This is a genomic window from Streptomyces sp. M41 (genome assembly GCF_043673425.1).
Taxonomy (GTDB): domain Bacteria; phylum Actinomycetota; class Actinomycetes; order Streptomycetales; family Streptomycetaceae; genus Streptomyces.
Window position 1 is genome coordinate 268,549 of the sequence record NZ_JBIMKE010000005.1, and the last position, 24,618, is coordinate 293,166.

The following is a 24,618-nucleotide window of genomic DNA, read 5'->3' on the forward strand; positions in this document are numbered from 1 at the left end:
ACATCGCTCAACGGTCCACTCTCTCACCCGTGCCGGACGGGTCGGCGCTTTCCGCTGCGGTGTCCGGTTTCAGGTCACTCGGCTGCTCCGGGGCGTCTGCCGGGGTTCCGGTGCCGGACTCCTCCTTGCCGAGGTCTTGAGGAAGGGGACGCTCATCGGGGCCCTCGGAGTTCTCCTGAGCGCGGTCGTCCTCGGCCGGCTCCTCAGCGGTGCCGTCAACGATCGCGTCCTCCGCGAGGGCGTCCTCCTCGGCCGCACGGGCCGCTGCCCGCTTGCGCTGGGTGTACATACGGAACCCGGCGAGGACCAGCAGGAGGAAGCCGCCGCCGATGACCAGCATCACGGTGGCCGTGAACTCGGTGACCTTCACGTCGAACCTGACGGGGGCGCCGTACTTCTGGCCGTCCTCCGTGTACAGCTGGGCGATCACCTCGGCCCGCCCGTTGGCCTGAGCGGACGTGGTGAACTTCACCGTCTGGCTGTGCCCGCCGGAGACGGTGACGGGCTGCTCGTAGAAGGCCTCACCGCCGATCTCGAGCCGCCTCGGGCTCGTCGAGGTGAGCCGCAGCACCAGGTGCTCGGCGCCCTGCACGAGGTTGTTCTGCACGGTCACGGGGATCGTGGCGCTGCGCCCGGAGAGCTTGGTCTCCGACTTGTCGATCAGTGTGACCTGGCCGGCCAGGGAGTCGAGGTACGCCTCGACGCCGTTGCGGTAGTCGGCCGCCGCCGCGGAGCGGCCCCGCCAGGACGTGGACATCTCCCGGTTCATGGCCCGCCCGAAGGGGGTCACGACCCGGGACTGGTCCGAGAGGATCACCTTGAACTTGTCGAGCTTGTCCTGCGTGGTCTCGATCTGCTCGAAGGCCGAGCGAGGCAGTTCCTGCTTGCGCAGCGAGGACGGATACCTGGAGGCCGCCGGCACCTTCGTGGTGGCGCCCGGGTCGGGCTTGGCCGCGGCGGCGGCCGTGAGGTCCTGGGACTGGGCCCAGGTGCCGCCCTGGAGCGCTGTCACCGCCTCGGCCAGCGCACGAGCCTGGCTGGCTGTAGGCATCCGCTGCGGGGCGACGACGATGTTGCGCTGCTTGTCCGACTGCAGGTTCAGGGCCAGGCTCTGGGCGAGGAACCGCTGAACGGCGAGCGAGGAGCTCGACGCCCGTGTCAGATTGCCCTGGAAGCCGTTCGACATCCGTGCGTCAGCGACGACCGCCGTCGTGCCGCCGCCGATGGGGCGGGCCGCATTGGGTGTGTAGGGCAGGCCGCCGGTCTCCACCAGGCTGTCATTGCGGGCGATCACCTTGTCCGCTCCGCCGGAGGTGGCGACCTTGACGATGGACGGGTCGATGGCACCGTCCATGGGCCAGGCGAAGTCGGTGGTCGGCTGCACATGGAGGATCGAGTCGACGGTGTCGGCGGCGACGTCGGTGGCCTCCTTGAGGTGGCTGAGCGAGCCGGTCACCTTGGTGCCGTTGTGGGCCAGGGATGCCAGGTCCGGGTCGCCGAAGGGCAGAGCGACGACTTCCTTGTCCTGCACCGCCTCCTGGAGCTGCGCCAGCCAGTCCATGGCGACCCTCTGATGGGTGCCCGGCGTGGTCGTGTCGCCCTCGCCCTGGACGCGGTAGCTCTCCGTCATCGCGTCCACGGAGGCCAGCAGATCGGGGTCGATGACCCAGGTGACGTCGAGTTCCTTGCCCAGCGAGACCATCTGCTCCAGCCGCCCGCCCGGGGCGATCTCCTCGGCGAGCTCGTCGTCGCTGAAGACCGGCGTCTGCGACTCGTTCGACCCTGTCTGGGCCGTCATGTGCGCGGTGGAGACCAGCGGCCAGAGCACCGTCGTGCGGGTCTCCGTGTCCGCCCCGTCGGGCTGCCACGGCAGGAAGGTCCGCTGGATGCCGAGCACGCGATTCCACGGCTGCGTGGAGGTCTCGCCGGACAGGGAGACGGCGAACTGGTAGACCCCGTCCGCGCCGAGGTCCAGCTCGTCGACCGGTACGGAGATGCTGAAGCGGTGCGCGACGCCCGGAGTGAGCTTGGAGAACTCCTTGACGTACTTGTCGCCCACCGCGGCTCCGTCGAGGCCGTCCTGGTAGGCGCTGCGCCGGGCGACGGTGTCGATGTCTCCGCGGGTGTTGAGGGCGGGCCCCAGGCGCAGGTCCACCTGGGCGTCCGTGACCGTCTGCTTGCCCTCGTTGGTCACGGAGCCGGACACGGTCAGCGTGTCGCCTTCACCGGGGACGGCGGGGGTGAGCGAATCCACAGCCACGGCCACTGTCCCGGAGCCGGAAGCGGCCTTCAGGGAGTCCTGCTCGACCGCGTGCGTGGGCGCGGCGGCGGACAGCTGAAGCAGGCCGGCCAGCAGTGGCACCCCGGCGAACAGTGCTCCCGTCCGCCGCAGCCACCGGCGGGCAGGTGAGGGACTGGTCCCCTGGAAGTCTGCCGCGTCGGCCACGCGCTCGCCCGTCCCTCGTCGTCGTCAGTGGTCGTCGGAATGTGCGTCCACGCATGGTAACGATGCGCGCTGAGAGGAAGTGCCGAGGAGTGCCTCACAAGATCGGCTCGCACTGCCGCACCTGTCCCTCTATGTACAGGTATAAGGAACAGCGTTTCCGTGCGTCGCAAGCGCTGCCCTTGTGAGCGTATGGACAGAGGTGTCCTTGCACACGGAGTGCGCATTTAATGGAGGCGCCCCCGGTCACCGGGGCCACGTACCCTCTTCTGTTGTGCCGAACGCCAACGAAGACAAGCCCAGCGTCCTGAGCCAGGTGCAGCACCGTGCGGTGAGTGAACTGCTGCGTGTTGCCCCTGTCGCCGACGACCTCGCCCGCCGCTTCCAGGAGGCCGGGTTCTCGCTCGCCCTGGTCGGCGGATCGGTCCGCGACGCGTTGCTGGGTCGGCTCGGCAACGACCTGGACTTCACGACGGACGCCCGTCCCGAGGACGTACTGAAGATCGTCCGTCCCTGGGCCGATGCCGTCTGGGAGGTCGGGATCGCCTTCGGCACGGTAGGGGCGCAGAAGTCCGGCTATCAGATCGAGGTCACGACCTACCGGTCGGAGGCCTACGACCGGACCTCACGCAAGCCCGAGGTGTCGTACGGCGACTCCATCGAGGAGGACCTCGTCCGGCGCGACTTCACTGTGAACGCGATGGCTGTCGCACTGCCGGAGAAGGAGTTCATCGACCCGCATGGCGGGCTGGAGGACCTCGCTGGTCGGGTGCTGCGGACCCCGGGCACACCTGAGGAGTCCTTCTCGGACGATCCGCTGCGGATGATGCGGGCGGCGCGCTTCGCCGCGCAGCTGGACTTCGAGGTGGCGCCCGAGGTGGTGACCGCCATGACGGAGATGGCCGGGCGGATCGAGATCGTTTCCGCGGAGCGGGTGCGGGACGAGCTGAACAAGCTGGTCCTCTCCGCCCACCCGCGCAAGGGTCTGACGCTGCTGGTCGACACCGGGCTCGCCGGACACGTCCTGCCCGAGCTGCCGGCGCTGCGACTGGAGAGCGACGAGCATCACCGGCACAAGGACGTCTACGAGCACTCCTTGATCGTCCTGGAGCAGGCGATGGCGCTGGAGGAGAACGGCCCCGACCTGACCCTCCGGCTGGCCGCGCTGCTGCACGACATCGGCAAGCCGCGCACCCGCCGCTTCGAGAAGGACGGGCGGGTCTCCTTCCACCACCACGAGGTGGTCGGCGCCAAGATGACGAAGAAGCGCATGACCGCGCTCAAGTACTCCAATGAGCTGGTGAAGGACGTCTCTCGTCTCGTCGAACTCCACCTGCGCTTCCACGGATACGGCACCGGCGAGTGGACGGACTCCGCGGTTCGCCGTTACGTCCGTGACGCCGGACCGCTCCTGAACCGCCTCCACAAGCTGACCCGCTCGGACTGCACCACGCGGAACAAGCGCAAGGCGTCGGCGCTCTCCCGTGCCTATGACGGACTGGAGGGGCGCATCGCTCAGCTCCAGGAGCAGGAAGAGCTGGACGCCATCCGCCCCGACCTCGACGGCAACCAGATCATGGAGATCCTGGGCGTCGGACCGGGCCCGGTCATCGGGCGCGCGTACAAGCACATGCTGGAGCTGCGGCTGGAGAACGGGCCGATGGAGCAGGATGAGGCGGTGGCCGCGCTCAAGGAGTGGTGGGCCGGACAGTAATAGGGCTCGTGATCTGGATCTGTTTCACGTGAAACAGATCCATGGCGCGCGTCGAGGGGGGCGATGTTTCACGTGAAACATCGCCCCCCTCGCTTGGCCGGGACGAGACCTACTGGCCCGAGTACTTCTCAAGGCACAGGGTGAAGGAGTCTCCCTTACGGGTCTCCGTGTAGCTGGCGTACTTCGTGCGGTCGCAGCTGGTGGAGCTGCCGTCGTGCTTCTCGGCGACCTTGTACGCGGCCTTCGAGTCGCCGCAGTCCACGACCTCGAGGTCCGGGTCGGTGGCGCTGTTGGGGTTGCCGATGCTCATGCAGTCGCCGACGCTCGCCGTGTCGGCGTCGTCCCGGCTGGCTATGTAGCCACCGATGACCATGCCGGCGACGACCACCGCCACGACGATGTTCTTGACCTTCTTGAAGGTCCACTTGCGCCCCGGCTGCTGCGGCGGAACAGGCGCATACGGCGCCCCCTGCTGGGGGAACCCGGGCTGACCCGGCTGCTGCGGGTACGGAGCCTGGCCCTGTGGCGGCTGGCCCTGGGCGTACGGGTTCTGGCCCTGGGCGAACGGGTTGCCCTGGGGCGGCGGAGTTGTCACTTGGGGTTCCCCCTAGAACATGGGTGCGCAAAGCGAACGGTGCGCGAAATAAGACGCACGTAAGCTACCGGCCACCACTGACAACCCTGTAGCCGAGGGGGACTCTGTGTCATTGATGTGACACTTACTGGCGCCCAAAGCGGGCCATAGTCGCAGCAACTGCCGCGTAGAGAACGGCGACTGTCACCACCAGGGGTGCCGATCGGCCGTCCGGAGGCAATATCAGGGCGGCTGCGCCGGCCGCACCCACGAACGCGACGTTGAACAGCACGTCGTAGACCGAAAAGATCCGGCCACGGAAGCCGTCCTCGACCGAGGTCTGCACGATCGTGTCCGTCGCGATCTTCGCCCCCTGTGTCGTCAGGCCCAGGACGAATGCCGCCACCAGCATGGGAGTTGTGGCGAACGGCAGCCCGAGCGCCGGCACCAGGAGCGCGGCGGTGCCCGCGCACACGACGATCCAGTGGCTGGGACCCAGCCGTCCCGCCGCCCAGGGCGTCACCAGGGCCGCTGCGAAGAAGCCGGCACCGGAGACCCCCAAGGCCAGCCCGAGCAGGGCGAGTCCGTCATCGGCGTTCGACGAGAAGGCGTATCGGCAGAGCATCAGCAGCATGACCAGCAGGGCGCCGTAACAGAAGCGCATCATCGTCATCGTGAACAGCGCCCAGGCTGCCTGGCGGCGCGCTGGTGAGGCGAGATGGCGGATGCCTGCCACCAGGTCGCGTGCGGTGCCGGAGAGTGCTGCCGCGAGGCGGAGCTGCACCAACTCCGGATCAGGCCCCAGCAGTTCGCGCGACATACGGAGTGACGCCAGTCCTGCGCACAGATACAGGGCGGCTCCCAGAAGCACCACGGCGGCATCGGAGTCCCAGGCCACCAGCCGAACGACAAAGGCCAGCCCGGCCCCCGCGGTCGCGGCGAGTGTTCCGGCGGTCGGCGAGAGCGAGTTGGCGATGACGAGCCGTTCCTCGTCGACCACCCGCGGCAGTGCGGCCGACAGCCCGGACAGGACGAAGCGGTTGACGGCCGTGACGCACAGGGCGGAGACGTAGAAGAGCCAGTCCGGGACCTCGGAGACGATCAGGAGGGCCGTCGCCGAGGCCAGCACGGTGCGCAGCAGGCTGCCGTACAGCAGGACCTGACGGCGGCGCCAGCGGTCCAGCAGCACCCCGGAGAAGGGGCCCACCAAGGAGTACGGCAGGAGCAGTACCGCCATGGCGGAGGCGATCGAGGCGGCCGAGGTCTGTTTCTCCGGGGAGAAGACGACGTATGTGGCGAGCGCCGTCTGGTAGACGCCGTCGGCGCCCTGCGAGAACAGGCGTACGACTAGCAGGCGCCGGAAGTCCCGGAAGCGCAGCAGGACCCGCAGGTCGCGTACGACGGACATGGGGCCCAGCCTCACATACGGAGAGGGTCCCCGGGCGGTACAACCCGGGGACCCTCGGCAGCTCTGGCAGGAGCGTTCAACTGCGGCGCCGTGGTGCTTAGCGCTCGACCTCGCCCTTGATGAACTTCTCGACGTTCTCACGGGCCACGTCGTCGAAGTACTGCACCGGCGGGGACTTCATGAAGTAGCTCGACGCCGACAGGATCGGGCCGCCGATGCCGCGGTCCTTGGCGATCTTCGCGGCGCGCAGGGCGTCGATGATGACGCCGGCGGAGTTCGGGGAGTCCCAGACCTCGAGCTTGTACTCCAGGTTCAGCGGGACGTCACCGAAGGCACGGCCCTCGAGGCGGACGTAGGCCCACTTGCGGTCGTCGAGCCAGGCGACGTAGTCGGACGGGCCGATGTGGACGTTCTTCTCGCCGAGCTCACGGTCGGGGATCTGCGAGGTGACGGCCTGCGTCTTGGAGATCTTCTTGGACTCGAGGCGGTCCCGCTCGAGCATGTTCTTGAAGTCCATGTTGCCGCCGACGTTCAGCTGCATCGTGCGGTCCAGGATGACGCCGCGGTCCTCGAACAGCTTCGCCATGACGCGGTGCGTGATGGTGGCGCCGACCTGGGACTTGATGTCGTCGCCGACGATCGGGACGCCCGCCTCGGTGAACTTGTCCGCCCACTCCTTCGTACCGGCGATGAAGACCGGAAGGGCGTTGACGAAGGCGACCTTGGCGTCGATGGCGCACTGGGCGTAGTACTTCGCCGCGTCCTCGGAGCCCACGGGCAGGTAGCAGACGAGGACGTCGACCTGCTTGTCCTTGAGGACCTGGACGACGTCGACCGGGGCCTCGGCGGACTCCTCGATGGTCTCGCGGTAGTACTTGCCGAGGCCGTCGAGGGTGTGGCCGCGCTGGACGGTCACGCCGGAGCGGGGCACGTCGCAGATCTTGATGGTGTTGTTCTCGCTGGCGCCGATGGCGTCCGCGAGATCGAGGCCGACCTTCTTCGCGTCGACATCGAAGGCAGCGACGAACTCGACGTCACGGACGTGATAGTCGCCGAACTGCACGTGCATCAGGCCGGGGACCTTCGACGCCGGGTCGGCGTCCTTGTAGTACTCGACTCCCTGAACCAGCGACGCGGCGCAGTTGCCCACACCGACGATGGCTACGCGAACCGAACCCATTCCGGTTGCTCCCTGTGTGTACGAGTGAGGCCCTGAGTGGACCTCACGTGGCGGTGTCGTCGGGCGTATCCGGCCGAGGGGCGTCCCCCGGCCGGGGCAGGCCGCCCGGCGCTCCAGATGTCCTGTCCGGCGAGTCGGGCTCCCCGGAGGCGGAACCTCTCAGGTCCCGCCCGGCCCGCTCGCTCTCGATGAGCTCGTTCAGCCAGCGCACTTCGCGCTCCACGGACTCCATCCCGTGGCGCTGGAGCTCAAGCGTGTAGTCGTCGAGGCGCTCCCGCGTGCGGGTGAGAGAGGCGCTCATCTTCTCCAGGCGCTCCTCCAGCCGGCTGCGACGGCCCTCCAGCACGCGCATGCGCACGTCCTGAGGCGTGCGTCCGAAGAAGGCAAATCGGGCAGCGAAGTGCTCGTCCTCGTACGCGTCAGGGCCGGTCTGCGAAAGCAGCTCCTCGAAGTGCTCCTTACCTTCCGCCGTCAACCGATAGACGATTTTGGCGCGACGCCCCGCGAGTGGTGCGGCGAGAGCGTCCTCGGTGGTGTTCCCCGGTTCCTCGATCAACCAGCCGTTGGCGACCAGCGTCTTGAGGCAGGGATAGAGCGTGCCGTAGCTGAACGCACGGAACACGCCCAGCGACGTATTGAGTCGTTTGCGCAGCTCATAGCCGTGCATCGGGGACTCGCGGAGCAGTCCGAGAACGGCGAACTCGAGGATCCCGGAACGTCGGCTCATCCCCTCGCCTCCTCGTCTTATCTCGCGCTGATGTATCGACTCGATACATCAAGACGATAGAACGGCCTTCCGGGCGCGACAAGTGGGGGAACGGTGAACGGGATCACATCAACGATTCATGTGGAGCGAGTTGCCTGATTTGGGGTGAAGTTCGGGGCTAGGTGGACTTTGACGGTGCGTAGTCTGTGCGCCATGCACAGCACCGGGAACCAAGTGACGCCTGGGGACGTCGTCGTCCTTGGTGCAGTACGGGTGAATGCGAAACCATCCGCATCCGTACTTCGGGGGGACCGGAAAACAGCCGCCGTTGCCAGGCGCGCAGGGGTGCGCCTGCCCGAGGAGTAGTCGTTCGATGAGCGAGCACCGTCGCAAACCGCCGCAGCCGCAGGGAGGCGGACGTGCCGCGGCCCGACGCGGCCAGGCCGGCTCGTCCTCCGGCCGCCGAGCGGCACCGCGAGGCGCCACCGGATCTCCTTCCGACTCGTACGGGTCGGGGTACAGCGGTTCCGGAGGCGAGGAACGTCAGTACGGCGGACGAGCCGAGGCTCGTCGTGCCGCGCAGAGAAGCAGTGGCGGCCGGCGCAGGGCACCGGAGCCTGCCCGCGGCGGCCGGCGTGCGGCTCCCGGCGGGCCGGGTGGCCGTGGCCGGGGCGCTCCCCCCGGCAAGAGGCGGTTCATCGACTATCCGCGGGCAGGCAAATACGGCGTCGGCCGCTGGCTGCCGTCCTGGAAGCTCGTGTCGGGCCTCTTCCTCGCCTTCTTCGGCAGCCTGGTCGCGGTGGCCGGCATCGGCTACGCCATGGTGGGCACCCCGAAGGTCGACGAGACCGCCGAGGCGCAGAACAACGTCTACTACTGGTCCAACGGAACCGAGATGGTCTCCACGGGCGGCGAGACCAACCGGCAGATCATCAACCTGTCGCGGATTCCCAAGGCGATGCGCAACGCCGTCATCTCCCAGGAGAACAAGACCTTCAAGGAAGACAGCGGCATCGACCCGAAGGGCATCGCCCGCGCCGTACTCAACATGGCCAAGGGCGGCGAGACGCAGGGCGGCTCGACGATCACCCAGCAGTACGTCAAGAACGCGATGCTGAACGATCAGTCGCAGACCCTCTCCCGGAAGTTCAAGGAGATCCTGGTCTCGGTCAAGGTGGGCGCCACGTGGTCGAAGGACGACATCATGGCCGGCTACCTGAACTCCGCCTACTACGGGCGCAACGCCTACGGGATTCAGGCCGCGGCCCGCGCGTACTTCGACAAGGACGCGATCGATCTGGACGAGGGTGAGTGCGCCTTCCTCGCGGCCATGCTCAAGGGCGCCACGTACTACGACCCCGCGGGCTCGACGTCCATCGATCCGGCGGCCACACCCAAGGCCAACAGCAAGCGGGCCCTTGTGCAGATGCAGGACACCCTCGACAAAATGGTCGAGTACGGGCATCTGGACCCCCAAGTGCGAGCCAAGTACACCGGGCTGCCTGCCGTGAAGAACCCGCGCTTGAACACCGCGTTGAGCGGCCAGATCGGCTATCTCGTGGACCTCGCCAACGGCTACCTGGTCAACAACAGCAAAAAGACCGGGATCACCGAGCGCAGCCTGCGGGAGGGCGGCCTCTCGATCTACACGACCTTCGACAAGAAGAAGGTCAAGGAACTCGAGTCCGCGGTCACGACGGTCTACAAGAAGAACATCAAGCCCAAGGAACGGCCGAAGACCGATAGGCACGTGCAGTTCGGCGGTGCCTCCGTCGACCCGGCGACCGGCGCGATCAGGGCCTGCTACGGGGGTACGGACGCGACCGAACACTTCACCAACAACTGTGACGTCACGGGTGCACAGGTCGGTTCGACATTCAAGCCGTTCGTGCTCGCAGCCGCGATGAAGTGGGGCGTGCGGGACAAGGACCTCGGGCCGGAGCAGGCGCAGGACGAGCGCACGCAGGTCTCCCCGAAGAGCCTGTACAGCGGCAAGGACAGGCTGAAGATCAAGGACTATCGAGGCGAGATCTGGCGGAACGGGAAGGGTGAGGAGTGGAACCAGGTCAATGACGGCGATGAGTCGTACGGCTCTCCCCCGCTCTACCAGATCGACCTCCGTGAAGCGATGAGGGAGTCGGTGAACTCCGCCTTCGTTCAGCTCGGCATGGACGTCGGCCTGGACAGGGTCAAGGAGGCGGCCATGGACGCCGGCCTTCTCGAGAACAGTCTGACCGGCACCGACTACCCGTCCTTCTCCATCGGCACATCCCAGCCCAGCGCGATTCGCATGGCGGGCGCGTACGCGACCTTCGCCACCAGCGGAAAGCAGCGTTCTCCGTTCTCGGTCACGAGGGTCACGGACAAGGACGGCGAGAAGTTCCGCCATGAGACCGAGACCGAGACCGCTTTCACTCCTCAGGTCGCCGACAATGTCACGGACGTCCTGAAGACCGTGGTCGAGGAGGGTACGGGTAGCAACGCCCAGCTGTCCGATCGCGAGGTGGCCGGCAAGACCGGTACCACCGACGGCAACCGTTCCGCCTGGTTCGTGGGCTACACCCCGCAGCTGTCGACGGCGATCACGATGTTCCGGCTGGACGACAACGAGAAGAATCAGAACCGTGAGTTCCTGAAGATGTTCGGCACGGGCGGTCAGAAGAAGATTCACGGTGCTTCATTCCCGTCCGTGATCTGGCACGACTATATGGAGCAGGCGCTGAAGGGGACGAAGCCGAAACCGTTCCCGACACCGGAGCCCATCGGTGAGGTCATCAACGAGATCCCGACCCCCACACCGATTCCCACTCCCAGCCAGACGGAGGAGGCCAGCCCGACGCCGAGCCCGACGCCCAGTGAGTCGCTGACCTCGCCTACGCCCACGCCGACCGATACCTGCTTCGGTTTCCAGTGCAATGACATCGGCGGCTCGGACAACGGCGGCACGGACGGAGGCGTGACGTCGACGCCGACGCCGACGGAAACCGAGACAGAGGGCAACAGCAACGGGAATGGCAACGGCAACGGAGGCATTTTCGGCGGGCCCTCAGGCTGATCCACAGCCCATCCGATGAGGCAAGGCCAATGACCGGCACCCATGAGCAGGGTGCCGGTCATCGGCCTTTCTCGCAGCAGGTCAGCCCCTGCTGCTCGGCGTCGGCCTGTTTCACGTGGAACGTCGGTTTCACGTGAAACACTCGGCTGCCGCACCCCAGTCGTCCTCGCACCGTTCTCAGACAGGTACGGCAGGATGTGCCCCATGCCCAGTGCAGAGACGACGCATACGAGCGCGCACGAGCCGGACCGTGTGCGGCCGACCACGGAGGACGTGGTCGCCGCGAGCGGGAGTGAGCTGATCGGCGGCCCCATCGGACGGCGTGCCCTGCTCGGGACGTCCTGGTGGACCCCGGTGCGGATCATCGCGCTGGTGGCCATCGGCATGTTCGCCCTCGGCCTGGTCCAGAAAGCACCCTGCTACGACGGCGCCTGGTTCTTCGGTGCCAGCTCGCAGTACACGCATGCCTGCTACTCGGACATCCCGCACCTCTTCCAGGGGCGCGGCTTCGCCGATGGGCTGGTGCCGTACTTCGACAAGCTGCCGGGCGACATGGAGTACCTCGAGTACCCGGTGCTGACCGGTGTGTTCATGGAGGTCGCTTCCTGGCTGACGACGGACAGCGGCAGCATTCAGGACCAGCAGCAGTGGTACTGGATGGTCAACGCCGGGATGCTGATGGTGTGCGCCGCGGCCATTGCCGTCTGTGTGACCCGCACGCACGCCCGTCGCCCCTGGGACGGACTGCTGGTCGCCCTGGCGCCCGCGTTCGCGCTGACGGCAACCATCAACTGGGACCTGCTGGCCGTCGCTCTGACGGCCGCGGCGATGCTGATGTGGTCGCGGGGCCGCACGCTGGCCTTCGGGGTCCTCCTGGGGCTCGCTACGGCCGCGAAGCTCTATCCCGTCTTCCTGCTGGGCCCTCTGTTCGTTCTGTGCTGGCGCGCGGGCAAATGGCGTGACTTCGGGAAGGCGCTGGCCGGCACGGTCCTCGCCTGGCTGGTCGTGAACCTTCCGGTGATGCTCCTCGCCTGGGACGGCTGGTCGCAGTTCTACCGGTTCAGCCAGGAGCGGGGTGTCGACTTCGGTTCCGTCTGGCTGATCCTTGCCCAGAACTCCAGTGACCCGCTGAGCACGGAGACGGTCAACACCCTTGCCACGTTGCTGATGCTGCTGTGCTGTGTGGGCGTCGCCGCGCTCACGCTCACCGCGCCGCGCCGTCCGCGCTTCGCCCAGCTGGCCTTCCTGATCGTCGCGGCGTTCATCCTCACCAACAAGGTCTACTCACCGCAGTACGTGCTGTGGTTGGTGCCCCTGGCCGTGCTGGCCCGGCCACGGTGGCGGGACTTCCTCATCTGGCAGACCTGTGAAGTGGCGTACTTCCTGGGGATCTGGATGTACCTCGCGTACACGACCAGCGGGGACGCCCACAAGGGACTGCCCCCGGACGGCTACCACTGGGCCATCGGCCTGCACCTGCTGGGGACGCTGTACATGTGCGCCGTCATCGTGCGGGACATCCTCATGCCGGAGCGGGATCCGGTACGCCGGGCCGGCGACGACGACCCCTCGGGGGGTGTACTCGATCGGGCCGAGGACGCGTTCGTGCTCGGCTCCGCGGCCCATCCGGCGCGGCACGCAGCCCACTTCGAGGGGCGACAGGTGGCGTGGGGCACGCAAGGGACGGCCGACTGTTCGCTCTGAGCGAACAGCGCGGGCCCCAGCCCATGCAAAAGGCCGTGCACGTGAGCCGTGTACGGCCTTTTCTCACGTCGGCGTCGGTGTTGTCGAACGCTGCCGAGCCACCGATTCACCGCGTCGGCGAGCGGCGGTTGTTCAGCGGTCGACCAGCCGGTCGAACTGCGTGGTGGTGTGCCGCAGGTGAGCGACCAGCTCGTCGCCCACCTGCGGCTCGGGAGCGTCAGCGGGAACGAACAGGATGGAGACCTGCATGTGCGGGGGCTCCGCGAACCAGCGCTGCTTGCCGCCCCACACGAAGGGAGAAAGGTTCCGGTTGACGGTGGCGAGGCCGGCCCGGGCGACGCCCTTGGCACGCGGCATGACGCCGTGCAGGGCCTTGGGGGCCTCCAGACCCACACCGTGCGACGTGCCGCCCGCCACGACCACCAGGAAGCCGTCCGAGGCCGCCTTCTGCTGCCGGTAGCCGAAACGGTCGCCCTTGGAGACGCGTGTGACGTCCAGGACCGCGCCGCGGTACTCGGTGGCCTCGTGGTCCCCCAGCCACAGCCGTGTGCCGATACGCGCGCGGAAGCGGGTCTGCGGGAACTGCTGCTGGAGGCGGGCGAGTTCCTCGGCCTTGAGGTGGCTGACGAACATCGTGTGCAACGGCAGCCGGGCCGCCCGCAGTCGGTCCATCCAGCCGATGACCTCCTCGACGGCGTCCGAGCCGTCGGTGCGGTCGAGCGGCAGGTGAATGGCGAAGCCCTCGAGGCGGACGTTCTCTATGGCGGCGTGCAGTTGCGGCAGGTCGTGCTCGCTCACACCGTGTCGCTTCATCGAGGACATCACCTCGATGACGACACGGGCGCCCACCAGGCCGTACACGCCGTCCACCGACGACACCGAGCGGATCACCCGGTCCGGCAGCGGCACCGGCTCCTCGCCGCGCCGGTAGGGCGTGAGCACCAGCAGGTCACCGCCGAAGTAGTCCTTGATCCGCGCGGCCTCGTACGTCGTTCCCACGGCGAGGACGTCGGAGCCCAGGCGTGTGGCCTCTTCCGCGAGCCGCTCGTGCCCGAACCCGTAGCCGTTGCCCTTGCAGACCGGGACCAGCCCCGGGAACTGCTCCTGGACGTGCTTGTGGTGCGCCCGCCAGCGCGCGGTGTCGACGTAGAGCGTGAGCGCCATGGCCGGACCTGGAACCTTTCTCGTGGCTGCGGTGCATCGGAGGTAGGAAAGCTATCGACGGTGCAGCAATTGACGGTATCGAAGCAGAGAACGCGAGGTCAGCGACGCGACATGTAGATGTCGAGCGCCTTGTGGAGCAGCTTGTTCAGCGGGAAGTCCCATTCACCGAGGTACTCGGCGGCCTGCCCGCCCGTGCCCACCTTGAACTGGATCAGACCGAAGAGGTGGTCGGTCTCGTCCAGGGAGTCGGAGATGCCGCGCAGGTCGTAGACGGTCGCGCCGAGAGCGTAGGCGTCGCGCAGCATCCGCCACTGCATCGCATTCGAGGGCCGGACCTCACGGCCGATGTTGTCGGAGGCTCCGTAGGAGTACCAGACGTGTCCGCCGACGATCAGCATCGTCGCCGCCGAGAGGTTCACCCCGTTGTGGCGGGCGAAGTACAGCCGCATGCGGTTGGGGTCCTCGGTGTTGAGAGCCGTCCACATGCGCTGGAAGTACGACAACGGGCGGGGCCGGAAGTGGTCGCGCACCGCCGTGATCTCGTACAGCCGCTGCCATTCCTCGAGGTCCTGGTAACCGCCCTGCACGACCTCGACACCGGCCTTCTCGGCCTTCTTGATGTTGCGTCGCCACAGCTGGTTGAAGTTCTTGTGGACCTCTTCCAGCGACCGATTGGCCAGCGGCACCTGGTAGACGTAGCGGGGCTGTACGTCGCCGAAGCCGGCCCCGCCGTCCTCGCCCTGCTGCCAGCCCATACGGCGCAGCTTGTCGGCGACCTCGAAAGCGCGCGGCTCGATGAAGTCGGCTTCGATGTCACGCAGCCGCTTCACGTCCGGGTTCTGGATGCCGGCCTTGATGGAGGGGGCCTCCCAGCGCCGGATGATCACCGGCGGGCCCATCTTCACGGAGAAGGCGCCCTGGTGCTTGAGGTGCGCGAGCATCGGTTCCAGCCAGTCGGTCAGATTTGGCGCGAACCAGTTGATGACCGGGCCCTCGGGCAGATAGGCGAGGTAACGCTTGATCTTGGGAAGCTGCCGGTAGAGGACGAGGCCCGCGCCCACGAGCTCACCGCTCTTGTCGAACCAGCCGAGGCTCTCCGAACGCCACTCCGCCTTGACGTCAGCCCAGGCCGGAACCTGCATGTGGCTCGCCGACGGCAGGCTCTGGATGTATGCCAGATGCTGCTCGCGACTGATCGTCCTCAGGGTCAGGCTCATTCGGGGCGCTCCTCGGGCTGGTGTGTCCCCATGGGTACAGGGGCTCCGGCTCTCGCGGAAGCCTACTGCGCCTCGGGAGCGCCCCGACTGGGCGTACGGAAGCTTCGCCCCGGCCCGTGAGCCGCCGGGGCGTTCGATCGTGTTCTCTGCGGTGTTCTACCGGTGTTCGGAGGGCGGGCCTCCTTGCCGGCAGGGGAAGAGCTGTGCCCCTGGCGTCAGAAGACCCCGCCGAAGAGGCCGCCGTGCGCCATGCCGAGGAAGAAGCCGACAGCCGAGGCACCCAGGCCGATGATCAGCCCGAAGCGCTCGCGCGTCGTCTCCGAGATCCACTGCCCGTACGCGCCGGTGAGGATGCCCACCAGGCCGGTCCAGGAGCTGAGCAGGTGCAGGTGGTGGAACATCGCCGTGACGAAAGCCGTGATCCCCAGCACCAGGGTCACCACGAGCAGGGTGTCCTGGAGGGGGTGGGGCTTTCCGTCCGTGGCGAAAAGGCCTCCGACGGTGTTGGGTCGCAATGCCTGTGCCATAGGGCACCTCCTGCGGAAGGCGGCGCATCGTAGCGCCATACACACCCGATGTGTACAGACTGACGGCCTCCGAGGGCGGATTTCAACCGGAAGCACGTGTGCGGGTACTCTGTACCGTCTGCACCGGTGTCTGCCCAGGCCATGCCAGGGAGCCCGCCCAGTCCACGCAGGGGAACCGCCAGCGGGCCCCCGATTGTCAGTGGCGGCCGATACCGTTGCGTACGCATCACGACCCTCCTGCCACGGAACGACCGTGGCCGCTGAGTCCAAAGGAGGTGGGTTCCACATGCGTCACTACGAGGTGATGGTCATCCTCGACCCCGATCTGGAGGAGCGCGCTGTCGCCCCCCTGATCGAGAACTTCCTCTCCGTCGTCCGTGAGGGCAACGGGAAGGTCGAGAAGGTCGACACCTGGGGCCGTCGTCGTCTCTCGTACGAGATCAAGAAGAAGCCTGAGGGCATCTACTCGGTCATCGATCTGCAGGCCGAGCCTGCGGTCGTCAAGGAGCTCGACCGCCAGATGAACCTGAACGAGTCGGTCCTCCGGACCAAGGTCCTCCGCCCCGAGACCCACTGAGCTCTCCAGCTCAGTTGATTTCGGGATTCGAGTAGCAGCAACCAAGCAGCCAGAGCAGCAAACCCGCCGAGAGGTTCCCCCATGGCAGGCGAGACCGTCATCACGGTCGTCGGCAATCTTGTCGACGACCCCGAGCTGCGCTTCACCCCCTCCGGTGCGGCGGTCGCGAAGTTCCGTGTCGCGTCCACGCCCCGCACCTTCGACCGCCAGACCAACGAGTGGAAGGACGGCGAAAGCCTCTTCCTGACCTGCTCGGTCTGGCGCCAGGCGGCGGAGAACGTCGCGGAGTCGCTCCAGCGAGGCATGCGCGTGATCGTGCAGGGCCGGCTGAAGCAGCGGTCGTACGAAGACCGCGAGGGCGTCAAGCGCACGGTCTACGAGCTGGACGTCGAGGAAGTCGGCGCCAGCCTGCGCAACGCCACGGCCAAGGTCACCAAGACCAGCGGTCGCGGTGGCCAGGGCGGTTACGGCGGCGGTGGCGGCGGCCAGGGTGGCGGCAACTGGGGCGGCGGTCCCGGCGGCGGCCAGCAGGGCGGCGGTGCTCCCGCCGACGACCCGTGGGCGACCGGTGCTCCCGCCGGTGGCCAGCAGGGCGGCGGCGGTGGCGGCGGCTGGGGCGGTGGCTCCGGCGGCGGTGGCGGCTACTCGGACGAGCCCCCCTTCTAGACCTATGGGTCCGGCCTTCGAGGCCGGTCCAGGTCAAGGGCGGGTCGTACCCAAACTTCTTGATCACACAGGAGAAACATCATGGCGAAGCCGCCTGTGCGCAAGCCGAAGAAGAAGGTCTGCGCTTTCTGCAAGGACAAGGTCACGTACGTGGACTACAAGGACACGAACATGCTGCGGAAGTTCATTTCCGACCGCGGCAAGATCCGTGCCCGCCGCGTGACCGGCAACTGCACGCAGCACCAGCGTGACGTCGCCACGGCCGTCAAGAACAGCCGTGAGATGGCGCTGCTGCCCTACACCTCCACCGCGCGATAAGGGAAGGGTGACCGAAACATGAAGATCATCCTCACCCACGAGGTCTCCGGCCTCGGCGCCGCGGGCGACGTCGTCGACGTCAAGGACGGTTACGCTCGCAACTACCTGATCCCGCGGAAGTTCGCTATCCGCTGGACCAAGGGTGGCGAGAAGGACGTCGAGCAGATCCGCCGTGCTCGCAAGATCCACGAGATCCAGACCATCGAGCAGGCCAACCAGATCAAGGGCCAGCTCGAAGGGGTCAAGGTTCGTCTGGCCGTTCGCTCCGGCGACGCCGGTCGTCTCTTCGGTTCCGTCACCCCGGCCGACATCGCTTCCGCGATCAAGGCTGCCGGTGGTCCCGAGGTCGACAAGCGCCGCATCGAGCTCGGTGCGCCGATCAAGACCCTGGGCGCCCACGAGACGTCCGTGCGTCTGCACCCCGAGGTTGCCGCCAAGGTCAACATCGAGGTCATCGCGGGCTGATCGCCGCGCTCGGCTGAACAGCTGAAATGAAGGGGCCGCACCCCGCGTGGGTGCGGCCCCTTTGTTCTGCCGCACTGCGGCCTCGCCAGGATGGACCGTCAGGCGACCGGTCCGAGCTGTTCATCTGTTTCACGTGAAACGCCGTGTTTCACGTGAAACAGTCAGCGCGTGGCGCCGGTGACGATCCAGCGGCCCGAGCGCGTACGCAGCCAGAGCGTCAGCATGCGCACCGCCATCATCAGGGTCATGGCCGCCCAGACTGCTGTGAGACCGCCGCCGACCGCGGGGACGAGCAGTGCCACGGGAGTGAATACAGCCAGCGTGACCACCATGGCCCAGGCCAGGTAGGGACCATCGCCTGCGCCCATCAGGACGCCGTCGAGGACGAAGACGACACCGCAGATCGGCTGGGAGATTGCCACTACGAGCAGGGCAGGGAGAGCTGTGTCCTGGACGGCCGAATCGCTGGTGAACAACGGCAGGAACAGTGGTCGGGCAAGCACGACGAGCAGGCCGAGGATGACGCCGGCCGCGATGCCCCACTCCACCATGCGGCGGCAGGCAGCGCGGGCCCCTTCGGCGTCGCCTGCCCCGAGGTAGCGCCCGATGATGGCCTGCCCGGCAATGGCGATGGCGTCCAGGGCGAAGGCGAGCAGGCTCCACAGCGACAGGATGATCTGGTGCGCGGCGATGTCGGCGTCCCCGAGGCGGGCGGCGACGGCTGTGGCGATCATGAGAATGGCCCGCAGTGACAGGGTACGGACCAGGAGGGGGACCCCGGCCTGTGCCGAGGCTCTGATGCCGGCAGCGTCCGGACGCAGGGACGCACCGTGCTTATGCGCGCCGCGCACGACGACCACGAGATAGGCCGCGGCCATGCCGCACTGGGCGATCACGGTGCCCCAGGCGGAGCCTGCGATACCGAGGTCGGCGCCGTAGACAAGACCTGCGTTGAGGGCGGCGTTGGCGATGAACCCCGCGATGGCGACATAGAGCGGTGTTCTCGTGTCCTGGAGCCCACGCAGGACGCCGGTGGCGGCCAGCACCACGAGCATGGCCGGGATGCCGAGTGCCGATATCCGCAGATAGGTGATCGCGTACGGGGCCGCGGTGTCGGAGGCGCCGAAGAGTTCGACGAGGAACGGTGCCGTGGGCAGGACGACCGCGACAACGGCGGCACCGAGCAGGAGTGCCAGCCAGATCCCGTCCATGCCCTGGCGGATGGCGGCCTGGAGGTCGCCGGCGCCGACGCGTCGGGCGACGGCCGCTGTTGTGGCATAGGCGAGGAAGACGAACACGCTGACGGCTGTCAGGAGGAGGGCCGAGGCGACTCCCAGGCCGGCGAGCTGGGCGGTGCCGAGATGGCCGACGATCGCGCTGTCGACCATGACGAAGAGGGGCTCGGCGACGAGCGCGCCGAATGCCGGGACGGCCAGCGCGATGATCTCTCGGTCGTGCTGTCGCCGTGCGGCCTTGGGGGTCGCGGGGGCCTGTGTCATGGCCACCAATCTAATCGTCCACAGGTAAGAGATGCAAAGGTATATGGACCCTTACTAACCGTCTTGGGGCGTGTGCGCCCGTGCAGCGTTCGAACCGATCTTGGTCCGACTGGGGAAGTTTTTCTTCTGCACAACCAGTGGACGGTAAACATGCAGGTCAACAGTGCTGTCCGGGAATCACCCGAAGCTTGTTCACAGGGCTGTCCACCGTGTCGTGCACAGGTTTTGCGGAGTTCTCCACAGCATCGGGGCCGTCGTCCACATGGCCTGTGGATAACCAGATTGGCTGACGGTGCCCGCGGGCCTACCGTGGTCCGGCGCCCACTCCGTCCGTCGGCCGGGAAACCGTCATAAAACCGACGGCTCAGAACCGGAGTTGGGCCTCTTATTTGTCAGTGGCGTGCCGTAGAACTGAGGGGCACGGCGAGGTCCGCTCCGCGGACGGGAGGAGGTGGCTCGGTGAGCATTTCCGAGCCCTTGGACGATCCGTGGGCCGACAGTGGTCCCAGCGATCGTCTGCCCGCCTCCCGCCGACGAGGTGACAGCGGACGGGGCCGTGATGAACAGCACGATCGAGGCCGGGACAGCGGCGAGTGGGACGGCGGCGGTTCGACATTCGAACGGGTACCGCCCCAGGACCTCGACGCCGAGCAGTCCGTGCTGGGTGGCATGCTCCTGTCGAAGGACGCCATCGCCGATGTCGTCGAGGTCCTCAAGGGCCACGACTTCTACAAGCCCGCGCACGAGACGATCTTCCAGGCGATCCTCGACGTCTACGCCAAGGGCGAGCCGGCCGACCCCATCACCATCGCCGCCGAGCTCACCAAGCGCGGTGAGATCAACAAGGTCGGCGGCGCCTCGTATCTCCACACCCTGGTACAGACGGTGCCGACGGCGGCGAACGCCGAGTACTACGCGGAGATCGTGCATGAGCGCGCCGTGCTGCGCCGCCTGGTCGAGGCCGGTACCCGCATCACCCAGATGGGATACGCGGCCGACGACGACGTCGACGAGATCGTCAACCGCGCACAGGCCGAGATCTACGCGGTCACCGAGCAGCGCACCAGCGAGGACTATCTGCCGCTCGGCGACATCATGGAGGGCGCACTCGACGAGATCGAGGCGATCGGCTCCCGTAGCGGTGAGATGACCGGTGTCCCCACGGGATTCACGGACCTGGACTCGCTGACCAACGGCCTGCATCCGGGCCAGATGATCGTCATCGCGGCCCGCCCGGCCATGGGTAAGTCCACGCTCGCACTGGACTTCGCACGAGCGGCATCCATCAAGCACAACCTGGCCAGCGTCATCTTCTCGCTGGAAATGGGGCGCAACGAGATCGCGATGCGTCTGCTGTCGGCCGAGGCACGCGTCGCCCTGCACCACATGCGTTCCGGCACGATGACGGACGAGGACTGGACGCGTCTGGCGCGCCGGATGCCCGAGGTGTCGGCGGCGCCGCTCTACATCGACGACTCCCCGAACCTGTCGATGATGGAGATCCGTGCGAAGTGCCGCCGGCTGAAGCAGCGCAATGACATCAAGCTCGTGATCATCGACTACCTCCAGCTGATGCAGTCCGGTGGGTCGAAGCGCTCCGAGAGCCGTCAGCAGGAGGTCTCGGACATGTCCCGTAACCTCAAGCTCCTGGCCAAGGAGCTCGAAGTCCCGGTGATCGCGCTCTCGCAGCTCAACCGTGGTCCCGAGCAGCGCACGGACAAGAAACCGATGGTCTCCGACCTGCGTGAGTCAGGATCCATCGAGCAGGATGCCGACATGGTGATCCTGCTGCACCGCGAGGACGCCTACGAGAAGGAGTCGCCGCGCGCCGGCGAGGCGGACATCATCGTGGGCAAGCACCGTAACGGCCCGACGGCGACGATCACCGTCGCCTTTCAGGGCCACTACTCGCGGTTCGTGGACATGGCACAGACCTGATCCTTCGCACCCGGGGGATATGCACTCGACTCCCGACCGCCCACCGGGGTGGACTGGGGGCATGACGAAATCTCAGGAAGAGCTGCTTCCCGGCACGCGCCGCGCACTGCTGCACCGCATCGCCGTGGCCCAGGCCGAAGGGCGGGCTCCCTCGCTGGTCGCCGCGGTCGTTCGGGACGGGAAGGCCGTGTGGCACGGCTCGCGTACCTCGGTGGACGGGCACGGGCCGGACGAGAACGTGCAGTACCGCATCGGTTCGATCACCAAGACCTTCACCGCCGTACTTGTGCTGCGGCTGCGCGACGAGGGCCTGCTCGACCTCGGAGATCCGCTGGAAAAGCATCTGCCGGGCACCGGGGCGGGGGAGGCGACCATCGCGGAACTGCTCGCGCACACCACTGGCTTGGCGGCCGAGTCGCCCGGACCCTGGTGGGAGCGGACTCCGGGATCCATGCGGCCGGAGCTGTCCGATGTGCTGGGTGAGCAGCCCTTCCTGCATCCGTCCGGACGCCGGTTCCACTACTCGAACCCCGGCTACACGCTGCTGGGCGCACTGATCGAGAGGCTGAGGGACGCTTCGTGGGAGGACGTGCTCAGGCGAGAAGTGCTCGAGCCTCTGGGACTGAACCGAACGGGTGCGCATGCGCAGGCGCCGCACGCCGGTGGCTGGGCCGTGCATCCCTGGGCCGATGTGATGCTTCCCGAGCCCGTCGAGGATCTGGGCCGGATGGCGCCTGCCGGTCAACTGTGGTCGACGACCGCCGACTTGGCACGGTTCGCCGTCTTCCTGACCAAGGGCGACGACCGGGTGCTGAGTGCTCGGTCGGTACGGGAGCTGCGGACACCGGCAGCGCCACCCGAGGCCGCGGATGTGGCGGACGGGGCGGCATACGGCCTCGGGATGCAGATCCAGCACAGGGAGGGGCGGCTCCTTGTGGGGCATGGCGGATCGTTGCCGGGCTTCCTTGCGAGCCTGATGATCAGTGTCGAGGACGACGTGGCGGCCGTCGTGCTGGCCAACTGCACGTCGGGTCCCCAGGTGTCCCTTGTGGCCGCCGATCTCGTCCGTATCGTCGCCGAGGCCGAGCCGCGTATCCCAGAGCCCTGGAAGCCGATGAGCGAAGCCGACGCGGTGGAGCTGGAGTTGGCGGGCCAGTGGTACTGGGGAACACATGCCTTTGCTCTGCGGCTGAACGCTGATGGACTGGCTTCATTGGAGCCGCTGTCCGGCAAGGGCCGCCGCTCGCGATTCCGGGCCAACGGCGACGGCACATGGACGGGCCTGGAGGGCTACTACGCCGGCGAGCTCCTGAAGGCCGTGCGACGCCCGGATGGGACCGTGGACCATCTGGACCTCGGCTCGTTCGTGTTCACCCGTCAGCCGTATGACGAGACCGCCGCTGTGCCGGGCGGGGTGGATCCCGACGGTTGGCGGGGGACCGGTTCGTTCTGAGCGTGCGGCGATGCGCCTGTTTCACGTGAAACAGGCGCATCGCTGTGTCAGAGCGGGAGCTTGAAGCCCACGTGCGAGGCCGTGAAGCCGAGCCGCTCGTAGAAGCGGTGTGCGTCCTCCCGGGTCCTGTCGGAGGTCAGCTGAACCAACTGGCAGTTCTGTCGGCGGGATTCCTCGATCGCCCACTCGATGAGCCGCGTGCCCAGCCCGCTGCCCCGCTCGTCGGCGTGGACACGCACGGCTTCGATGATCGACCGGGTGGAGCCACGCCGGGACAGCCCGGGAATGATCGTGAGCTGGAGAGTGCCGACCACGCGGCCCTCGCGAACCGCCACGACCAGGTACTGGTTCGGATCGCTGGTGAGCCGGTCCAGTGCGGCCAGGTACGGGGTCAGATCGTCCGGCGATTCGCGCTGGGCGCCTAGTGGATCGTCCGCGAGCATGCCGACGATCGCGGGAACGTCGGCTGCGACGGCGGTGCGTATCTCAGGATCTTCCATCTCCGCACCTTATGCGGGCGTCGGTAGCGACTGGCTCTGGGCGAGCGCGGTAGGCGCGGGCCCGTCGCTGTCGTGGCGTTTCACCGCCCCGGAGTGACTGGGGGCCGAGTAGAGCGGTGTCGCAATAGCCTGCGTTTGCAAATATACCGCGCATGCAAGTATTGTCATCACTCGTAAAGCGCTCCTGCAATCGTCTCGGAAGGTGTACCTCCTTCATGCCTCTCGCGCTTCTGGCCCTCGCGATCGGGGCCTTCGGAATCGGAACGACCGAGTTCGTGATCATGGGCCTGCTGCCCGAGGTCGCGGGCGATTTCGGGGTCTCCATCCCCACTGCCGGACTGCTCGTGACCGGATACGCACTCGGCGTGGTCCTCGGCGCTCCACTGATGACCGTACTGGGCACCAAGGTGTCCCGTAAGCGGATGCTGATGCTGCTGATGGGTCTGTTCATCGCAGGCAATCTGCTGTCCGCACTCGCGCCCGGCTTCACCGTCATGCTGATCGGCCGTGTGGTCGCCTCGCTCGCCCACGGCGCCTTCTTCGGTATCGGCTCGGTCGTCGCGGCCGATCTGGTCGCCCCGGACAAGAAGGCGGGGGCCATCGCGATGATGTTCACCGGCCTGACCGTCGCCAACGTGGTCGGCGTCCCGCTCGGCACCTTCGTCGGGCAGTCCGTCGGCTGGCGCGTCACCTTCGCGCTCGTCGCCGCCCTCGGGGTCGTCGGCCTCGCCGGCATCGCCAAGCTCGTCCCCGACATGCCCAAGCCCCAGGGTGTCCACCTGCGCCACGAGCTGGCCGCTTTCAAGAACGCCCAGGTTCTGCTCGCCATGGCGATGACGGTCCTCGGCTTCGGCGGCGTCTTCGCGGCCATCACGTACATCGCCCCGATGATGACCCACGTCGCCGGGTTCGCCGACGGCTCCGTCACCTGGCTGCTGGTCCTCTTCGGGCTCGGCATGGTCGGCGGCAACCTCATCGGCGGCAAATACGCCGACCGAGCGCTGATGCCCATGCTGTACATCTCCCTGGGCGCTCTCGCTGTCGTTCTCGCGCTCTTCACGCTCACGGCGCAGAACAAGATCCTCGCGGCCGTCACCATCGCGCTGATAGGCGCCCTGGGCTTCGCCACCGTGCCCCCGCTGCAAAAGCGGGTCCTCGACCAGGCGCACGGCGCCCCGACGCTCGCCTCGGCCGTGAACATCGGTGCCTTCAACCTCGGCAATGCCCTCTCCGCCTGGCTCGGCGGCATCGTCATCGCGGCCGGCTTCGGCTACACGTCCCCCAACTGGGTCGGCGCCGCCCTTGCCGCTGCCGCGTTGCTGCTCGCCGTCCTGTCGGCCGCGCTGGAGCGTCGCGACCGAGCGACCGACAGCACCGTGGTCACCGGCGCCATGCCCGCGGCGCCAGCCGTGCAGGCCGTGCCCGCCGAGCAGCGAGCCGCCGCACACCGCTGAGCCGACTCGTCCTGCGGGGCAGGGCCGCCCCGCAGCACCCCGGCTGCGCCCCATCC

Annotated in this window: 20 protein-coding genes; 10 read left to right on the forward strand and 10 right to left on the reverse strand. The window is 67.5% G+C overall.

Annotation, left to right across the window (positions count from 1 at the left end; all coding sequences use genetic code 11):
* Positions 1–7 precede the first annotated feature (7 nt).
* Positions 8–2,446: a DUF6049 family protein gene (locus ACHBTE_RS09710; RefSeq protein ID WP_394723172.1), complete on the reverse strand. Its 2,439-nt coding sequence runs from the start codon at positions 2,444–2,446 to the stop codon at positions 8–10.
* A gap of 271 nt (positions 2,447–2,717) precedes the next feature.
* Here ACHBTE_RS09710 and ACHBTE_RS09715 point away from each other — a divergent pair, with 271 nt between their 5' ends.
* Positions 2,718–4,157 (forward strand): CCA tRNA nucleotidyltransferase, encoded by a 1,440-nt coding sequence (locus ACHBTE_RS09715; RefSeq protein ID WP_394723173.1) that lies wholly within the window; start codon positions 2,718–2,720, stop codon positions 4,155–4,157.
* A gap of 109 nt (positions 4,158–4,266) precedes the next feature.
* Here the strand turns inward: ACHBTE_RS09715 and ACHBTE_RS09720 are convergent, their stop codons facing one another.
* From ACHBTE_RS09720 to ACHBTE_RS09735, 4 genes are all read right to left on the reverse strand, one after another.
* Positions 4,267–4,752 (reverse strand): hypothetical protein, encoded by a 486-nt coding sequence (locus ACHBTE_RS09720; RefSeq protein WP_394723175.1) that lies wholly within the window; start codon positions 4,750–4,752, stop codon positions 4,267–4,269.
* 124 nt (positions 4,753–4,876) lie between these two features.
* Positions 4,877–6,139 carry an MFS transporter gene (locus tag ACHBTE_RS09725; protein ID WP_394723176.1) on the reverse strand — a complete coding sequence of 421 codons (1,263 nt, stop codon included), beginning with the start codon at positions 6,137–6,139 and terminating at the stop codon, positions 4,877–4,879.
* Positions 6,140–6,236: 97 nt separating this feature from the next.
* A complete protein-coding gene (locus ACHBTE_RS09730; RefSeq protein ID WP_394723177.1) occupies positions 6,237–7,319 on the reverse strand; it encodes an inositol-3-phosphate synthase in 1,083 nt (360 codons plus the stop codon).
* A 43-nt stretch (positions 7,320–7,362) separates the two neighbouring features.
* Positions 7,363–8,046 carry a PadR family transcriptional regulator gene (locus ACHBTE_RS09735; protein WP_394723178.1) on the reverse strand — a complete coding sequence of 228 codons (684 nt, stop codon included), beginning with the start codon at positions 8,044–8,046 and terminating at the stop codon, positions 7,363–7,365.
* Between the two features lie 352 nt (positions 8,047–8,398).
* Between ACHBTE_RS09735 and ACHBTE_RS09740 the strand changes: the two genes are divergently transcribed.
* Together ACHBTE_RS09740 and ACHBTE_RS09745 are read left to right on the forward strand one after the other, a co-directional pair.
* Positions 8,399–11,080, forward strand: coding sequence for a transglycosylase domain-containing protein (locus tag ACHBTE_RS09740; RefSeq protein WP_394723279.1), 2,682 nt, complete (start codon positions 8,399–8,401; stop codon positions 11,078–11,080).
* Between the two features lie 204 nt (positions 11,081–11,284).
* The gene (locus ACHBTE_RS09745; RefSeq protein WP_394723179.1) at positions 11,285–12,784 is read left to right on the forward strand and encodes a glycosyltransferase family 87 protein; all 1,500 of its coding nucleotides are present in this window, start codon (positions 11,285–11,287) and stop codon (positions 12,782–12,784) included.
* A 132-nt stretch (positions 12,785–12,916) separates the two neighbouring features.
* Here ACHBTE_RS09745 and ACHBTE_RS09750 read toward each other — a convergent pair whose 3' ends face one another.
* From ACHBTE_RS09750 to ACHBTE_RS09760, 3 genes are all read right to left on the reverse strand, one after another.
* Positions 12,917–13,948 (reverse strand): alanine racemase, encoded by a 1,032-nt coding sequence (locus tag ACHBTE_RS09750; RefSeq protein WP_394723180.1) that lies wholly within the window; start codon positions 13,946–13,948, stop codon positions 12,917–12,919.
* A 98-nt stretch (positions 13,949–14,046) separates the two neighbouring features.
* On the reverse strand, positions 14,047–15,165 hold the full coding sequence (gene femX, locus ACHBTE_RS09755; protein ID WP_394723181.1) for a peptidoglycan bridge formation glycyltransferase FemX: 1,119 nt from the start codon (positions 15,163–15,165) through the stop codon (positions 14,047–14,049).
* Between the two features lie 215 nt (positions 15,166–15,380).
* On the reverse strand, positions 15,381–15,692 hold the full coding sequence (locus tag ACHBTE_RS09760) for a hypothetical protein (protein WP_394723182.1): 312 nt from the start codon (positions 15,690–15,692) through the stop codon (positions 15,381–15,383).
* Positions 15,693–15,978: 286 nt separating this feature from the next.
* Here ACHBTE_RS09760 and rpsF point away from each other — a divergent pair, with 286 nt between their 5' ends.
* The 4 genes from rpsF (at position 15,979) to rplI (ending at position 17,718) form a co-directional block, all read left to right on the forward strand.
* Positions 15,979–16,269 (forward strand): 30S ribosomal protein S6, encoded by a 291-nt coding sequence (gene rpsF / locus ACHBTE_RS09765; protein WP_005482942.1) that lies wholly within the window; start codon positions 15,979–15,981, stop codon positions 16,267–16,269.
* A gap of 81 nt (positions 16,270–16,350) precedes the next feature.
* On the forward strand, positions 16,351–16,935 hold the full coding sequence (locus ACHBTE_RS09770) for a single-stranded DNA-binding protein (protein ID WP_394723183.1): 585 nt from the start codon (positions 16,351–16,353) through the stop codon (positions 16,933–16,935).
* Positions 16,936–17,016: 81 nt separating this feature from the next.
* Complete coding sequence (gene rpsR / locus ACHBTE_RS09775; protein ID WP_003949403.1) at positions 17,017–17,253, forward strand: 30S ribosomal protein S18; 237 nt, start codon at positions 17,017–17,019, stop codon at positions 17,251–17,253.
* A gap of 18 nt (positions 17,254–17,271) precedes the next feature.
* Positions 17,272–17,718, forward strand: coding sequence for a 50S ribosomal protein L9 (gene rplI, locus ACHBTE_RS09780; protein ID WP_394723185.1), 447 nt, complete (start codon positions 17,272–17,274; stop codon positions 17,716–17,718).
* Between the two features lie 161 nt (positions 17,719–17,879).
* Here the strand turns inward: rplI and ACHBTE_RS09785 are convergent, their stop codons facing one another.
* A complete protein-coding gene (locus tag ACHBTE_RS09785) occupies positions 17,880–19,217 on the reverse strand; it encodes an MATE family efflux transporter (protein WP_394723186.1) in 1,338 nt (445 codons plus the stop codon).
* Positions 19,218–19,676: 459 nt separating this feature from the next.
* Between ACHBTE_RS09785 and dnaB the strand changes: the two genes are divergently transcribed.
* Positions 19,677–21,155 carry a replicative DNA helicase gene (gene dnaB / locus ACHBTE_RS09790; RefSeq protein ID WP_394723187.1) on the forward strand — a complete coding sequence of 493 codons (1,479 nt, stop codon included), beginning with the start codon at positions 19,677–19,679 and terminating at the stop codon, positions 21,153–21,155.
* A 61-nt stretch (positions 21,156–21,216) separates the two neighbouring features.
* Entirely contained in the window at positions 21,217–22,608 is a 1,392-nt protein-coding gene (locus ACHBTE_RS09795; protein WP_394723188.1) for a serine hydrolase domain-containing protein, read from the forward strand.
* Positions 22,609–22,655: 47 nt separating this feature from the next.
* Here ACHBTE_RS09795 and ACHBTE_RS09800 read toward each other — a convergent pair whose 3' ends face one another.
* Positions 22,656–23,108 (reverse strand): GNAT family N-acetyltransferase, encoded by a 453-nt coding sequence (locus ACHBTE_RS09800; protein WP_394723189.1) that lies wholly within the window; start codon positions 23,106–23,108, stop codon positions 22,656–22,658.
* A gap of 215 nt (positions 23,109–23,323) precedes the next feature.
* Here ACHBTE_RS09800 and ACHBTE_RS09805 point away from each other — a divergent pair, with 215 nt between their 5' ends.
* Positions 23,324–24,562: an MFS transporter gene (locus ACHBTE_RS09805; RefSeq protein WP_394723190.1), complete on the forward strand. Its 1,239-nt coding sequence runs from the start codon at positions 23,324–23,326 to the stop codon at positions 24,560–24,562.
* Positions 24,563–24,618: the final 56 nt, after the last annotated feature.

Excerpts from the sequence above, each read along its gene's own strand:
- ACHBTE_RS09770 (WP_394723183.1), top strand. The coding sequence starts at position 16,351 with ATGGCAGGCGAGACCGTCATCACGGTCGTCGGCAATCTTGTCGACGAC.
- rpsR (WP_003949403.1), top strand. The coding sequence starts at position 17,017 with ATGGCGAAGCCGCCTGTGCGCAAGCCGAAGAAGAAGGTCTGCGCTTTC.
- ACHBTE_RS09740 (WP_394723279.1), top strand. The coding sequence starts at position 8,399 with ATGAGCGAGCACCGTCGCAAACCGCCGCAGCCGCAGGGAGGCGGACGT.
- femX (WP_394723181.1), bottom strand. The coding sequence starts at position 15,165 with ATGAGCCTGACCCTGAGGACGATCAGTCGCGAGCAGCATCTGGCATAC.
- ACHBTE_RS09750 (WP_394723180.1), bottom strand. The coding sequence starts at position 13,948 with ATGGCGCTCACGCTCTACGTCGACACCGCGCGCTGGCGGGCGCACCAC.
- ACHBTE_RS09735 (WP_394723178.1), bottom strand. The coding sequence starts at position 8,046 with ATGAGCCGACGTTCCGGGATCCTCGAGTTCGCCGTTCTCGGACTGCTC.
- ACHBTE_RS09785 (WP_394723186.1), bottom strand. The coding sequence starts at position 19,217 with ATGACACAGGCCCCCGCGACCCCCAAGGCCGCACGGCGACAGCACGAC.
- ACHBTE_RS09800 (WP_394723189.1), bottom strand. The coding sequence starts at position 23,108 with ATGGAAGATCCTGAGATACGCACCGCCGTCGCAGCCGACGTTCCCGCG.
- ACHBTE_RS09745 (WP_394723179.1), top strand. The coding sequence starts at position 11,285 with ATGCCCAGTGCAGAGACGACGCATACGAGCGCGCACGAGCCGGACCGT.
- ACHBTE_RS09805 (WP_394723190.1), top strand. The coding sequence starts at position 23,324 with ATGCCTCTCGCGCTTCTGGCCCTCGCGATCGGGGCCTTCGGAATCGGA.
- rplI (WP_394723185.1), top strand. The coding sequence starts at position 17,272 with ATGAAGATCATCCTCACCCACGAGGTCTCCGGCCTCGGCGCCGCGGGC.
- rpsF (WP_005482942.1), top strand. The coding sequence starts at position 15,979 with ATGCGTCACTACGAGGTGATGGTCATCCTCGACCCCGATCTGGAGGAG.
- ACHBTE_RS09725 (WP_394723176.1), bottom strand. The coding sequence starts at position 6,139 with ATGTCCGTCGTACGCGACCTGCGGGTCCTGCTGCGCTTCCGGGACTTC.
- ACHBTE_RS09760 (WP_394723182.1), bottom strand. The coding sequence starts at position 15,692 with ATGGCACAGGCATTGCGACCCAACACCGTCGGAGGCCTTTTCGCCACG.
- ACHBTE_RS09795 (WP_394723188.1), top strand. The coding sequence starts at position 21,217 with ATGACGAAATCTCAGGAAGAGCTGCTTCCCGGCACGCGCCGCGCACTG.
- ACHBTE_RS09730 (WP_394723177.1), bottom strand. The coding sequence starts at position 7,319 with ATGGGTTCGGTTCGCGTAGCCATCGTCGGTGTGGGCAACTGCGCCGCG.